The 14,173-nt window shown below is 53.0% G+C and carries 11 protein-coding genes; 3 read left to right on the top strand and 8 right to left on the bottom strand.

What is annotated here, in order from left to right; translation table 11 throughout:
• The first annotated feature begins 65 nt into the window (after window positions 1-65).
• The 3 genes from HUN04_17865 (at window position 66) to HUN04_17875 (ending at window position 2,542) form a co-directional block, all read left to right on the top strand.
• Entirely contained in the window at window positions 66-689 is a 624-nt protein-coding gene (locus HUN04_17865; GenBank protein WDP91463.1) for an NAD(P)H-dependent oxidoreductase, read from the top strand.
• Between the two features lie 68 nt (window positions 690-757).
• A complete protein-coding gene (locus HUN04_17870) occupies window positions 758-1,561 on the top strand; it encodes a helix-turn-helix transcriptional regulator (GenBank protein ID WDP91464.1) in 804 nt (267 codons plus the stop codon).
• A gap of 105 nt (window positions 1,562-1,666) precedes the next feature.
• The gene (locus tag HUN04_17875; protein ID WDP93332.1) at window positions 1,667-2,542 is read left to right on the top strand and encodes a DMT family transporter; all 876 of its coding nucleotides are present in this window, start codon (window positions 1,667-1,669) and stop codon (window positions 2,540-2,542) included.
• On the opposite strand, the gene HUN04_17880 is transcribed toward HUN04_17875, so the two are convergent.
• From HUN04_17880 to HUN04_17915, 8 genes are all read right to left on the bottom strand, one after another.
• Window positions 2,495-4,987: a response regulator gene (locus HUN04_17880; GenBank protein WDP91465.1), complete on the bottom strand. Its 2,493-nt coding sequence runs from the start codon at window positions 4,985-4,987 to the stop codon at window positions 2,495-2,497. The genes HUN04_17875 and HUN04_17880 overlap by 48 nt on opposite strands.
• A gap of 195 nt (window positions 4,988-5,182) precedes the next feature.
• Window positions 5,183-5,887 carry an alpha/beta hydrolase gene (locus HUN04_17885; protein WDP91466.1) on the bottom strand — a complete coding sequence of 235 codons (705 nt, stop codon included), beginning with the start codon at window positions 5,885-5,887 and terminating at the stop codon, window positions 5,183-5,185.
• A 160-nt stretch (window positions 5,888-6,047) separates the two neighbouring features.
• The gene (locus tag HUN04_17890; GenBank protein WDP91467.1) at window positions 6,048-6,497 is read right to left on the bottom strand and encodes a VOC family protein; all 450 of its coding nucleotides are present in this window, start codon (window positions 6,495-6,497) and stop codon (window positions 6,048-6,050) included.
• A gap of 55 nt (window positions 6,498-6,552) precedes the next feature.
• Window positions 6,553-8,556, bottom strand: a complete 2,004-nt coding sequence (locus HUN04_17895; GenBank protein WDP91468.1) for an HDOD domain-containing protein — start codon at window positions 8,554-8,556, stop codon at window positions 6,553-6,555.
• 141 nt (window positions 8,557-8,697) lie between these two features.
• Window positions 8,698-10,224 carry a hypothetical protein gene (locus HUN04_17900; GenBank protein WDP91469.1) on the bottom strand — a complete coding sequence of 509 codons (1,527 nt, stop codon included), beginning with the start codon at window positions 10,222-10,224 and terminating at the stop codon, window positions 8,698-8,700.
• 181 nt (window positions 10,225-10,405) lie between these two features.
• Window positions 10,406-11,605 carry a sulfate permease gene (locus tag HUN04_17905; GenBank protein WDP91470.1) on the bottom strand — a complete coding sequence of 400 codons (1,200 nt, stop codon included), beginning with the start codon at window positions 11,603-11,605 and terminating at the stop codon, window positions 10,406-10,408.
• 18 nt (window positions 11,606-11,623) lie between these two features.
• Window positions 11,624-12,385, bottom strand: coding sequence for a sulfite exporter TauE/SafE family protein (locus HUN04_17910; protein WDP91471.1), 762 nt, complete (start codon window positions 12,383-12,385; stop codon window positions 11,624-11,626).
• Window positions 12,386-12,702: 317 nt separating this feature from the next.
• A complete protein-coding gene (locus HUN04_17915; protein ID WDP91472.1) occupies window positions 12,703-13,740 on the bottom strand; it encodes a hypothetical protein in 1,038 nt (345 codons plus the stop codon).
• Window positions 13,741-14,173 lie beyond the last annotated feature (433 nt).

The following is a 14,173-nucleotide window of genomic DNA, read 5'->3' on the forward strand; positions in this document are numbered from 1 at the left end:
CTTAAATTTTAATCAGACATCGGCCAAGACCTGAATCCAATTAATGACTTTGAAAAGGGAGTAATATGAATCCTGTCATCAGCGCGTTAAAGTTCCGGCATGCCTGCAAGCAGTTTGATCCCTCCAAGCGGGTGGGAAAACAAGATCTGGATGTGATTCTGGAGGCCGCCTGCCTGTCGCCGTCCTCCTTCGGCATGGAAGCCTGGAAATTTCTGGTGCTCAGGTCGAAAGCGATTCGGGAAAAATTGCGGCCGGCCTGCTGGAACCAGGCACAGATCACCGATGCCAGCCATGTCATTGCCATTCTGGCCCGGCCCGGCCTGGTGGCCCCGGACCAGGCATATGTGCTGGAAAATTTTCAACGGCGGGGCCTGGATGAAGAGGCGACTGCCGCCTATGTGGCGCGGTATAAAAGCTATCTGGAAACCGAGGTGGATCCCAGGATGCCCCGGTATGCCTGGTGCGCCAAGCAGTGCTATATCGCATTGGCCAATATCATGACCTGCGCGGCCTCGCTGGGGATCGACTCCTGCCCCATGGAGGGCTTTGAAAAGGACCGGGTGGAGGAGGTTCTGGAGATTGACACAGAACAGTTCCAGGTGGCCGTTTTGGTGGCCCTGGGATACCGGGCCGGGAAGCAGACGCCCAGGCGCCGCCATGACCGGGCCCGGCTGGTGGAGATCCGCTGATGGCAAAGGGCGCCGGTTTAAAAACAAAGGATCTTGATTTCCCAACCGTTTAAGGGCAGACTGGCCCCATGGGCATTGTATACAAATCCGGTCCGGTTCCAAAGATGGAGGTGCTGCTCTGCACCGACGACTTTGAATTTAGGCCCCATATCCATGACCGCTACGTGGTCTGGATCAATACGGGCGGCGGTGAACACTATACGGCCAAAGGATCAACGGATATCCTTGGGAAAGGAAACATCAGCGTTTTCGAACCCGGACTGGTCCATTCCAACCACCCTGCCTCCGGGAGCCGACGGTGTCTGAGAAGCTTTTACCTTGATCCTGAGTTTTTCCATGAGCTGGGCCGTAAGGCCGGGGCATCCCCCCGGGCAAATTATTTTACCCGGTATACCTTCAAGGATCCTGAGTCCTGGAGCAAACTGGCCCGCCTCCATGGGCGGATGCTGACAGGACCTGCGGATCTTTCCCTGGATACGGACATTCTGGATATATTTTCCGAACTTCTTGCCCGCCACGCCGGCCAGAACCGGGGGGCGGAAACCGATGGCTGCGATAAACGCGTCCAAATGGCCATTGATTATTTCCACGCCCATCCGGATACCGATATCCGGCTCCAGGAACTGGCCGAACTGGCCGGGTGCACGGAATTCCACCTGATCCGCCTCTTTCGTCAGCATACCGGCCTTTCTCCCCACGCCCTGCTGGTTCAGATCCGTCTGGAGCACGCCCGCCACCGCATCGAAAAGGGGGATTCCATTGCCATGGCCGCCTTTAGTTCCGGCTTTTCCGACCAGAGCCATCTGACCCGCAGGTTCAAGCTCAGATACGGCCTGACCCCCAAAAAATACCAGGCATGCCGGATGAAATAGTCCGGGCAGTGGCCATTTTGGACGGGGCATGTCAATTTTGTTCAATCCTTCTGCCGGGCGTTCTCTTATGCTAATAGGACATTACCAATAACCGATTGAGGAGTAATCATGCCTTACCTCCATGCCATGGGTGCCATTCTCTGCTGGGCCAGCCTGCCCGCTGCCATCGGCTCCGGCCTGACGGGCTTGAGCATACCGGCCCTGATGGCCATTTCCTTTACCAGTGCCGCCATTTTCCTTGCTGCCCGGGATGTCATGTCCGCCCGGTCCTTTGCCCTGTATTTCCCTGGAAAAAAGGCCAGCTTTCTGGGCATATGGGGAATTTTTATTTACCACCTGGCCTATTACGGGGCCATGGATCTGGCTCCCATGGCCGAGGGCACCATCCTGGCCACCACCTGGTCCTTCTGGATAGTGGTGTTTTCATCTGTCCTGCGGTTCAGGGCCGTAAAGCCGGCCATTCTGGCCACGGCCCTGGCCGGGCTGCTGGGCGCCGGCCTGGTCATTTCTTCGGGAAAGGAGATGGATTTTCGCACCGGCCATATGCTGGGATACGGGATGGCATTATTTTGCGGCCTGGTCTGGTCCAGTTTTACCGTGGCCCTGCCCCGGCTGAAACTGAAAAAGAGCCCCATGACCGCATTTACCATATATGCGGCCCTGCTCTCGGATCTGATTTTCATCGGCTCCCTGGCCCTGGGCCGTGAGACCGCCCTGCCCGGGGCCAGGGCTTTGTTTTCGGCCGTTTATCTGGGATGCATTCCCCTGGGGCTCTCATTCTTCTTCTGGGACCGGGCGGTCACCACGGGAAATGTGGCGGTCATCGGGTATTTGAGCTACCTGACCCCGCCCCTGGCCGTCCTGCTGGTCGCCCTGGTCCACGGCCAGCCCATTCACCCCCAGGTGATTTTAGGCATGGGAGTGATCATCACCTCAGCCATCCTGGGAAAACTGGTCATGGACCGCATTGGAACCGGATAATTCTTTTTTCAGGGCCAGGCCGACAATTTCAAGGGTGTAGGGCTTTTTGACATAGGCACCGGCCCCCAGGCGGAGGATTTCCCTGACGCGTTCGTCGTCGGAGAAGCCGCTGACGACAACGGCTTTCTGTCCGGGGTGGCGCTCAATGATCGCCCTATAGGTGTCAAGCCCGTCCATGCCCTGTTCCATGACCATGTCCAGCAGCAGAATATCCGCCTTTTCTCTGGCCAGAAAGTCCAGGGCTTCGCGGCCGCCTGACACGGTGCTGACCCTGTAGTTAAGCCGGGTCAGGAGGGTTGAGGCGATTGCCCGCTGTTCCGCCACATCATCCACCACCAGGATCCTTTCCCCATTGCCGGTGTATTCTTTGATATCCACGGCCGGCTCCGGTGTCCGGAGGGTTTGCCGAGTGGCCGGGAAATACAGCTGAAAGCGGGTGCCCTTCCCGGGGGTGCTTTCAACATCAATATAGCCGCCATGATCCTGGACCGTGCCCCATACCACGGACATTCCGAGGCCGGTGCCGCTTCTGCCCATCACCTTGGTGGTATAAAAGGGCTCGAAGATCCGTTTAAGGTCTTCGGGTGCAATACCCGACCCTGTATCCTGGACCGTCAGCAGGACGAAATCCCCTTCCCGGACGCTGTCATATCCGTTGACCGGGCTGTCCAAATATATGTTCCGGGTGGTAATGGCGATGTCCCCCCCGGTTTTCATGGCCTCTGCGGCGTTTGATACCAGGTTCATTACGGTTTTGCCCAGATGGACGGCGGAGCCGTTGATGTTGAAAAGGTCCGGGGCCAGGTTCGGCCGCACGATGACATGGCCGTTGCGCCGGATCAGGCTCTGGTGCTCCGGCGATTTTAAATAGTCATGGATGATCCGGTTTAAATTCACCGCCTTCATGTTGGGAACCCGCCGCCGGGTCAGGGTCAGCAGGTCGTCCACAATGGAGGAGGCCGTTTTTCCTGAATCTTTGATGGTGAGGATGGGCTCCCTCAGGGGGCTGTCCTGGGGCAGGTCCAGCAGCAGGAGCTCGGGATAGCTGACAAGTCCGGACAGGACATTGTTCAGGTCATGGGCCACCCCGCCGGCCAGCAGCCCCAGGGCTTCCATTTTCTGGGCCTGCTGGAGTTTCTCATTGATGGCCCGCTGGATTTCTTCTTCCTTTTTCAGCTGCGCTTTATAGTCAATGACCGCCTTTTTCATATCATGGAAGGTGTCGGCCGTCCTCTGGATTTCAACGAAAGCGGTATTTATTTTCTGGGGGCGGGTGTAATTGTTGTGGGTGACAAACTGGGCTTCCCGGTCCAGTTCCGCGATGGGCCGGATGATTTTACGGGTGAAAATAAGGCCGAGCACCGTTGCAATGCAGGAGAGGATAAATACGACGAGCATATTGATCCTGTGGTTGGAAATCAGTTTGCCGAAATAGTCTTTTTCCGGGATATATACCCCGATCCGCCAGGAAATTTTGGATTCCCGTACCGGGGTGAACATGGTGTAGTATTTTTCAGAGCCGTCCGTGAATCCGGCATACACCGAATCCTTTTCAGGGATGATTGAACTGCCGGCTGTCTTTGCCGCTTTAACGGCATCAAGGGCCAGCCGGCACACCGGGTTGGACAATTCCCGGAGCTTGGGCAGCCGGATGTTGTCTCCGTTTCCCGCCCTGTATTTCAACTCTTCCATATCCGGATAGGCAATCACATTGTTTTCCTGGTCGATCATGAAGGCCACCCCTGATTTGCCCACCCTGAGGCCGCCGATGAAATCCGATAGCACACCCAGCTCAATGTCCACCCCCACAACGCCGACCAGCTTGCCGTTGTCGTAGATGGGGCCCGCCGTGGTGATGCCGGGTTTTTTGGTGGTAAAAAAAATGTAAGGTTCGGTCCAGATTACCTGTTTTTCTTTGGCCGCCTTTTTATACCAGGGCCGGCGCCGGGGATCAAAGGTGTCATCGGCGTCAACGGCCTTGTCCAGAAGGGCCATCTCCCGGTTCCGCCAGATCAGCTGGGTCTCACGCCCCCGGTCCGTCGTCCGGATGAATTTGGTCCGGTAGCCATCCGCCGAAAATTTGTTACTCCGGTTCACAAAATAGAATTCACCCTGGGGATTGGCAAAATAGATACCGGCAAACTGGGGATAGATTTCAAGCTGGTCGATAAAATATTTTTCCAGTTTTTCAATATGCTCCCTGTCGGTGTAGACCACCTTGGAGGAGATGAGACGCTTGGTCAGCCGTGCCGCCCCCCTGGCCGTTGAAAAAAAGTTGCGGGCCTGCTTTACGGTGAGATCCGAGATGTTTTCCATGACATCCATGGTGTGGACCAGCATCACTTTTTTATTGGAAATATAGGATAAGGGGGTGCTGATGAGAAATGTGCCCCAGATCAGTATAATGACACCGGTGATGACCACCCCTCGGATTGATACTTTCAAAACGCCTCCGTTAATTTCTGTTAACAACCGTTAAAGTAAATTAAAAAAACGCCAGAGTCGGTTATAGACCGGTATACCCGTGGGAAGTCAAGGCCTTTTCCATGGCGCACTCATTTAAGGCGGCTGGGCTTCTTGCGGTCTCGGCCAGCGATGGGGTGAGTTTCAAAAAACTGTTTAGAGAAGGTCACGATATTATCAAAGGAATTCATTCTTGAGCCATTGGCTGAAAAACTTCAATTGGGGCTGGGTATGAAAAAAGTGTTCTCCGCCGTCGAATACGCTTAAATGGCAGTTGAATTTGTCTGAAAAATCTGAAACCGAGTCAAAACTGCATATCTCATCCTCTGACCCGTATAATAGTGATGTGCTGGAATTCCATTCTTTAATGGGATTATTTTTCACGTAGCAATAATAATCCCAATACAAGGTATGGCCAATTGATGTTTCGACTGTTTTTTGTTCGTCAAGCTGGGTTTCAGTGATTCCGCAAAACCTCATTATGTTGTTAATAATTTCCAGCATATTCACTACCGGCGATAGAAACAGGGACTGATTTAGATTGATATCTTTATAAGCGAGCAGGCTAAAGTATGCGCCTATACTGCAGCAAAACAAATTCAAATCCTCAGAAATTGAATCGGCAAACCGCTTTACTTTTAACAGATCCTGAACGCAGTTCTGGGCCTTGCAAGGATATGGATCATTTTGGCGATCACCATGTTCGGGTAGATCAAAACTCAGCGTCTGGTAGCCTTTGGTTTGTGCTTGTTTTGCAAATAGAGCAATGATGTCATCCGCTTTGTTCGACATGTGTCCGTGAACTGCAATGAATAGCTTGCTTGACTCTTTCCCCCACAATATCGCAGGAATATTGCCGATACTGAAATTTTTTACATCCATTGTATAAACTGACTTTCATTTCTTTTAAATTGAATATGGCCATTGTCAACGCCTAGGATAAAACACATTAACGATAAATTATCAAGAATATGCCACACAGGTGCCAGCCTTCCAAGGGCAGCGTTGAAATCGGGATCCCCGGTCAGCCGCAGGGTATATGTTATGACCAATTCTGCAGTTCAAGGATGTTTCCTTCCGGATCCGTCATATAAACAAAGGTCAGCAGACCGACCCCGGGCACTTGTTTTTCGGTTATTTTTCCCAGGCAGTCTCCCCCATATGACATCACTTTTTCCATCATGTGTTCGACATCATCAACGTGAAAGGCCAGATGGCCGAATCCTTTCCTGTTTGCCTTGGGGGAATCGTTGTTTTCAATTTTTTCATATTGGTAGATTTCAAGTGTTGGCCCATTGTCACCAAGGCCGGGTAACCGAAGATGCATGCCCTGAAGAGACGCATTATCTAAGCCTGTCCCTTCATCCAGCCATTTTCCTGAGAGGTTGCGTTCGGGCGGAACGGGCCTGCATTCAAATACCTCGCTGTAAAACTTAACTAATTTTTTCCAATCGTTGCTCACAATATTCGTGTGTGTATAACGGATCGCCATAAAACATAGACTCCTTTATGAATTGAAAATGCATGAAATTAAATAAGACAGCCGTTTAACCGGCAGCGACCCGGTTCCGGCCCTCTGCCTTTGCCCGGTAAAGGGCCTTATCCGCCTTTGACACCAGGGCGTCCTGGTTTTTGACATCCGGGTCATACTGGCTGATGCCGATGCTCACCGTCAGCTTAAGACCCGGGTAGCGGTCTGACAGAAGGGTGCCGAGGGTTTCGATTTCCCGGCGGATCCTTTCTGCATAAACGGCAGCTTTGGGAAGGTCTGTATCATTGAGGACAACGATAAATTCCTCGCCCCCGTACCGGCCCACATGGTCGGAGGGGCGGGATATTTTTTTAAGGGTCCCGGCGATGAGTTTCAGGACATTGTCCCCGGCCTGGTGGCCGAACCGGTCATTGAATTTTTTAAAGAAATCCACATCCACCATGGCCAGGGAAAGCGATGTGTCGCCGTCCACCGCTTTCCTGAATGATTTTCTCAACAGGTCGCCCAGGGCCATCCGGTTCAACAGCCCGGTCAGCCCGTCATGGAGGGAGACGGACCTGGCCTTTGAATAGGTCGAGGCATTTTCCAGGGCCAGGCCCAGTTCATTGGCCACCACGGATATGGAGGAAAACAGCGCCGGTTCTATATCCTTGCCCGATTCAGCATGGTCCATCCCCAAAAGGCCGATCACCTTGTTGTGGCTGCAGAATGGAACGATGAGCATCTGGCGGACTGAAAATGTTTCCAGGGCCTTTTTTTCACCGGGGGTGGCGCCGGAAATCACCAGGGGTTCTTTATTTCTCAGGCAACGGATAAATCTGCCGGCCCCTTCGTCCAGGGAGATCCGGGCCGAGGACAGGCCGTCGGAGAATTGACCCCGGTCCAGGCATTCGGTGACCTGGAGACGCCGCAGGCGCTTGACCATCTTAAGGATATAGATGCGGTCAAATCCGAAGTCATCGCAGATGGCTCTCAGGGTGGCTGAAATAATTTTTTTGGGGTTCAGGCTGTGGTGGGGGGCGGTGAGACTTGCGGCGATACCGTCTGCCCCGGGAGGGGAAATTCCTTTTGAAGGGGCCGGCTCTCCGGAAAAAAAACGGTCTGAGTTAATGGCGCTCAATTTCAGGTTGGCCTGGAGCAGGTTGGCCCTGAACCGGTCGGATGAGGGGAAAGAAAACTGGTAGAACCGGGAGGTGCTCTCAATTTCTTCATCCATTTTCCGGATGAGCTTTTCATAATCTAAGGTGTCAAGGCGGATGGCCCGGCCGACTTCCGGCTGAAGCAGGGGCGGGCAGATAATATCCACCGCCCCCATGCCCTGGGTCCAGGCCAGAAAATCGGCCAGGGAAACAATGGAAATAAGCTGCATCTCTTCCCGGGAAAGGTCCAGGTGGGCAAACCGGCGGTGGTGGCATTGAATGACCAGGCAGAGGTCGTCCGGGAAATGCCAGGTCCGTCCGTAATAGGCCCCCACATCGTCGTGGCCCATGCCCATGAGATCCCGTTCCGTTTCGGACATCTGCCCGGTACAGGCGGCGGCTTTTTCGATGAAACCGGCATAGCTGACCCGGCCGGCCTGGTCCAGGACGATTTTTCCGAAATCGTGAAGCAGTCCCGCCGTGTATGCATCTTCGGGCCTGGGATATCCAATTTCCTTTGCAATGGCCTGGCTCAGGATGGCCACGCTAAGGCAGTGCCGCCAGAAAAAGGTGCGGTCAAACCGGTTTTTATTGCCGGCTTTGATCATTTTTTCGAAAAAGGTCACACCGAGACAGATTTTTTTAACCTCATCAATCCCCAGGTAAACCACTGCCTCCGACACCGCAGACACCTTTCTTTTTAAACCGGAAAACGCCGAGTTCACAATTCCCAGAACCCTGGTGGAAATGCCTGGATCCGTTTCCACCAGTTTGGCGATATCTGCCATGGGGGCATTGGGATCATTGCAGAGCGACAGCATTTTGGCGACCACCTGGGTAAAGCTGGGCAGCGCCTTATGGTCGCTTTTGAGCGTTTCTTTTATATCAGATGCACTGGGAATTCTGAGTCTTTTTTCCATGTTAAAGAATCCTGGAGAATGAAAGATATTTGATCCGGTTGAACGTCGGCTCCATGCTGTAGTAACATGTTTTTTTTGAGAACTGCAAGCAATAAGCGTGTGCCGACGGCCTGGATTGTAAATATACGGAATATGTATTAATCAGGATGGCGGCGCCGGAAATATTTTATGGGCAAGGCCATAGTGGGTACCGATATCCCGCCTGAAATCAAAGCGGTTGCCCCGGCTGTCCTCCCTGGGAACGAGACGGATCCGGCCGCCTTCAAATGCCGTTTTCACCTTATTCATCAGCCTGGCGGCGGTTTCTTCGGCAGAGCCGCTGTCTTTGACCCTCCCGTTGCATACCAGATAGACCACCCGGGTGCCGTCCGAGACAAATCCTTTTTCCCCGGAAAATCCCATTGCCGACGGCAGGGCCAGAAGGCCTTTCTTTTTAAGGTAGGGAAAATCCATTTCGATTTTTTCGTTGCGGGTCACCCGCCATGGATATCCTTTCTGGCCGTCCGGCCCGCCGGGTCCGGTGACAAAGGCGGTGGTGACGGCGATTTGATCCTTTCGGACCTCGGGGACCACCCGGTCCAGTTCGCCGGTGAACATGGCCTCAAACAGGGGGCCCGGATTTGCAAGGCGCCGGATTACGGACTGGAATTCCGGTTCCCCGGGCCGGATATTGATTTCGCAGACCCTGATTGAAGAGGGCGACAGCCCGTCGCCGTTCCGTTCAAAGGAGACGATGCACCCAGGGTAGAGGATACAGGGCCTTAACAGCCCCCGGGATTTGAGTTCGTTCACCAGGGGAAAGGCGATCAGTTCTTTTACCATTTCAATGAGAAGCCTGGATTCAAGGGGGTGGGGGGAGATGCTGCCCATCCCCCCGGTGATGGGGTTCAGGGAACTGGCAGGCCCCTCAAACCGTTCCGGGTAATCCATGGCCGTGGGCAGTATCCTAAACCCCCCCCTGCCGTCCACCAGGATGGTAAAACTGATTTCCACCCCGGCCATCCGGGATTCGATGAGCAGCGGCCAGGGCCGCTTTTTAAACATTTTTTTGTAAGCGGCCTTATAATCTTTGAGCAGGTCATCGTAAACCTGCCGCATTTCCCATACATCCAGAATGATTCTGGCCCCTTTGCCGCCGGCACTGTACGGGAACTTCAGGACTGCCCCCCCGTACCTGTGGAGGTAATCCAGGACCATCCGGGAGACCTCGGAAAAGGAGGCGGCATCGGCGACGGTCCATTCGTCGGCCACGGGAATGCCGGTATCCCTGCAGAATTCCTTGCACTGGATCTTGTCGCCCTCAATGAATGCACCGGCCCGTGTCAGTCCGGCAACCCGGTCTCCGAATCCTTTTTCTGCCATCAGGTCCACAATACCGTTGAAAATCAGGGATTCGGGCATTGGAACGGCATAATCCATTTCTCCCGATGCCATGGCCCCTGCCATGGCCGATGCATAGCTTTCCACGGTATTGTCCCGGGTGGGGACGAATCCAACATCCCAGCCCATGACTTCATCGGCGAAACGGGGCATGGCAGGGGTGCCCCTCACCACAATGCCCCGATAGGCCCGGCCGCTTTTGTTGGCCCCTGTCTGGGACAGGGTCACAGCGGACAGCAGGGTCCGGGCGTCTGTTCCGGCAAATCCGATTTTAACAGGTTTACCCATGGTCTTCCTCACTGGAAAAGAGTGTATTTGTGGCGGTAATTTTATATGGGCCCTGGGCAGGCTGTCAGTACATAAGATTCCATCGAACAGGAAAAGAGAAAATCACCGTGCCCAGAGTTACATAAATCACGGCGGGATTCAAGGGGCTTTTGAGGAATTTTGCCTTTCGGCTGACATCCGGTTAAACGGAGAGTTTTTCCCACTTGAGAAGCCGGGCAATGACCATTCCGGCGATAAAGCCGGCGGCCAGGTTGGATGCCAGGGTGATGCCCAGGATCATGGTGGCCACAAAATAGTCCTTGCGGGTGTCAAGATCCATGATGGTCAGGGTGAGCTGGGCACCGGCAAACACCAGAAGAACCCCCAGAACGGCCATGGGGAGCAGGTTGATAAATTTAACGATGTCATTGCCCAGCACCACTGCCAGTACCAGGAAAATCATACCGATCATCAGGTTTGACCCGGCGGTACGGGCCCCGAACCGGTAATGGGCGGCCAGGCCCCCGGCGCCGTGGCACATGGGCATGCCCCCCAGGCAGAAACTGAAAAAATTGGCCAGGGCCATGCTGATGCAGGCATTCCGGTTTGTCACCTTTGAGGCGGTATCGCCGAAATACTCACGCGAAAGGTCGGTATAGGCCAGCACGGCATTTCCCAGGGTCATGGGAAGCTGGGGCAGGACCAGGGCAAAAAGGGCAAAGGTAAAGTCAGGCATTCCCGGAAAGCCAAAAGGGAGGAATTCAGGGAGATGAAATCCCATATTGCCCAGGCCGATGCCGGTGCCGGCGCCCAGTATCAGCCCTGTGAGAAGCCCGCCTGCCACCACTACCAGGCCGGCAGGATATCTCTTATTGTCGATGAGCAGAAAGGTGGCAATGGCGCCGGCCAGGCCGATGATCATGCCGATGGGCAACGGGCCCAGGGTCTGGATGGAGAGATACGGTTCTGCAGCATTCTGAAGGGCCTGGAAGTTTGATTTGCCGATGATGAACTTGACTCCCCCTGAGATAAGAAGGGCGCCCGTGGACAGCTGGACGCCCCGGATCGTCGATTTCGGCGTGATTTTCCTAATGACTTCTATGGCGCCGGTCAGCCCGACAATGAGAAGAAAGCATCCCATGAGCAGGGAGGAGGCCATGATCTGGGAGGGGGCCATTGCCGTTGCAATGGCATAGGCCCCGATGACTTTCATGGGCTGGACCGGAACGGTTACCCCGAAGCAGATGCCCGAGAGAATGAAAAATACCGCAATGCTGAAAAAAAGGCCCACCGGGCTGAGGCCGTTGACCAGCACCATGGCGGCGGCAATGGGAAGCAGGGCGCCCAGGTCGCCCAGTGATCCTGCCAGTTCCATACGGGTAAATCTGAAACGGTTCGACATGGGGTCCTCCTGGAAGTTTTAGATGAAAAGGGATTGGTAGATCAGTTTGGCACATAGGGCAAAGAGGAGAATACTGAATATGGTGCGGATCGTTTTGCCCTTGAGCCCCCTGCTCATGATCCTCGCCCCGGCCTGTCCCCCGGCAAAGGCGGCCACGGCTGCTGGCAGCAGAAACATCCAGTTTATCTCGGTCATGGACATATAGCCCAGAAATCCGGTTAAGGAGGAAAAACAGACAATAAAGGTTGAGGAGGCCGCTGCAATTTTTGTGGGGGTATGGATGACATAGATCAGCAAAGGGACCACAAACACACCGCCCCCGATTCCCAGGAGTCCGCCCATGGTGCCGATGACACCGCCGATAACCAGTCCGCTGATTATTTTCTTGGCGGTGCTGACCCCGGTCTGGTCATCGCTTTTGGGCGGGGAGAGCAGCATCCTGCACCCGGCTAGAAAAAGCACCCCGGCCATGATGGCCATAAAGGGCTTGATGTCGATGCGGACATTGAAATACGCGCCCACAGGGGCGGCCAGGGCCGAGGAAAGAATCAGGGGAAGCGACAGGGAGAAATCCACCATTTTTTCCCGGGAATAGGTATATGCGGCCGAGGCGGCGGCAATCAGGTTTAAAAACAATGAGGCCGAGGCAGCATCGGATTTGGCGAATCCGAGAAGTAAAAACAGGGGCGAGAAAATCAGCCCCCCGCCCAGCCCCACCATGGTCAGCACCAGGGTGATAAGGAAAATACCCATAAAAAGAAAAACAGACAGATTCATCATCTCCTCCCGACAGTGAGTTGCGTGCATGGCCCGGGGCAGGCGTTTCCCATCCAATATGGCTTCATCGTGCTGCCAATATATACACCCCGGGGCCGGCAATGGCAATGGCCCGATTGGGGCAAAACCCGGGGAGGGAAAAAGGGGAGGCCACCCCACGGCCAGGGTCTATTTTATCAGGGGCAAATTGCCCGCCTGGGGTTGCGATGCCGCAGGCGGAAGATCCAATCTATACACTTTATTTTGAAAATCATTCTAATTCCACGGCCAATTTCGGGTATCAACAATGGGGGGCAAGAGGTCTCCTGCCCCGTTTTTATCTACAGAGTTAAGGCTTTAGCCCATTTCACCAATGAATAATATTTTGAATGGGCTTTTTCTAAAAGCCCCATTTTTATCAGGACAGCAGAAGGCAGAATAAATTTCCAATACATTGATAAATATAAATATTGTGAATTGTTTTTTAAGTTGATTCTTTCAACAATGATTGGGGCAATAGAATAATATTCATCTATTTGACGCCGGCCTGTTTTTGTTTTCATCAGGTAATTATCACGAAATTTCCGCAGTGTCCTGAGCTCCCAGCAGTCATCATCCAGTCCGATATGGCCACAGACTGCGGTTGTAAGGAAGCATCCAGGGTCGCATCTTTTGTTATCTGCTCTCAATTTTTCTGCCAAGTATTTAGGCTTCGCTTCTGAATAGGCTCTTAAAATACCATTGACGTCATACTTTCGTGAAAACAAGGTCTGGCCGTCAGCGGAGAACTCTATTTCTAAAGGATTCGCCCCTTCTCCCAAAAAGCGGTTTAATTCGTCATCCTCAAGTGAAAATGTACCGGTGCCATACGCTTTAATCACCGTATACAGTCCTCTTGTCCCTTTTCTCCTTAAGGTTAGGCGAACCTCCGCCATACCTGAAACACCATCTAAAATCGGTGTTCTATAATACCCGTCTTTTGCATAATCGACTTTATATCGCGCATCATATCTTGCTGCTTTCGTTTCAAAAAAACGAGGGGTACGTATGGATATCCATGGTGTATTTGAAATTGAAGTGTCATAGTTGAATGTCAGGTGTAAAAAACTATTTATACCCGCTTTTTCACCTCGATACTTATGAGATTGGGATTTGAAAAATAGTTTCAAATCTTCCGTATACCGTTGCGAAGGGCTCCTTTTACCATCCTTGATTTCAATGGCTTTTCCATCCCATTTCGCACGCCAGCCATTTCGAACAATTTCTCCTGACTCACAACGTGGCAGGTCGGAAGCAAATGTAGATCCACCATAAGCAAGCAGCATTGTGCCATAGGAGCACAATGACAAAAACCGTCTACGACTGCATTTAGATTTCATATCCATTCCTTCGTATTAAAGTAATAATATAATGCGTGAAGTTTGGGCTCTCCCGTTACTTGGTTGAATAACCGATGATTCCGGTAATTTTGTTGACACCCAACGGCTGAAAGAACTGAAAGAGAGGTCGGGTGAAAATTCGAAATTCAATTAAATTGAAGATTTAACTGACATAATTCTCAATTGCAAGGAAAATCATACCTTGGAATACGATGGCCTTAATAATTTAATGGAAGCCTCCATCCGTGCCGCGGCCAGGCGTTACCGGCAATAAAATAAATCTGCCCCTTATCTTCATTTTCAAGGCATTCGGCCTGTTTCCCCACTAATCAATCCCTCCCAGTGCGCGGCCCTGGATGGTCCGATGACCCAGGAGTGCATCCCGGACCGGCGGTGCCGGGCAGGCGGGGTATTTTGCGTTTTGCCGATATTG

It is taken from the genome of Desulfobacter sp. (assembly GCA_028768525.1).
Taxonomy (GTDB): domain Bacteria; phylum Desulfobacterota; class Desulfobacteria; order Desulfobacterales; family Desulfobacteraceae; genus Desulfobacter.

Excerpts from the sequence above, each read along its gene's own strand:
- HUN04_17865 (WDP91463.1), top strand. The coding sequence starts at position 66 with ATGAATCCTGTCATCAGCGCGTTAAAGTTCCGGCATGCCTGCAAGCAG.
- HUN04_17870 (WDP91464.1), top strand. The coding sequence starts at position 758 with ATGGGCATTGTATACAAATCCGGTCCGGTTCCAAAGATGGAGGTGCTG.
- HUN04_17885 (WDP91466.1), bottom strand. The coding sequence starts at position 5,887 with ATGGATGTAAAAAATTTCAGTATCGGCAATATTCCTGCGATATTGTGG.
- HUN04_17890 (WDP91467.1), bottom strand. The coding sequence starts at position 6,497 with ATGGCGATCCGTTATACACACACGAATATTGTGAGCAACGATTGGAAA.
- HUN04_17895 (WDP91468.1), bottom strand. The coding sequence starts at position 8,556 with ATGGAAAAAAGACTCAGAATTCCCAGTGCATCTGATATAAAAGAAACG.
- HUN04_17900 (WDP91469.1), bottom strand. The coding sequence starts at position 10,224 with ATGGGTAAACCTGTTAAAATCGGATTTGCCGGAACAGACGCCCGGACC.
- HUN04_17905 (WDP91470.1), bottom strand. The coding sequence starts at position 11,605 with ATGTCGAACCGTTTCAGATTTACCCGTATGGAACTGGCAGGATCACTG.
- HUN04_17910 (WDP91471.1), bottom strand. The coding sequence starts at position 12,385 with ATGATGAATCTGTCTGTTTTTCTTTTTATGGGTATTTTCCTTATCACC.
- HUN04_17915 (WDP91472.1), bottom strand. The coding sequence starts at position 13,740 with ATGAAATCTAAATGCAGTCGTAGACGGTTTTTGTCATTGTGCTCCTAT.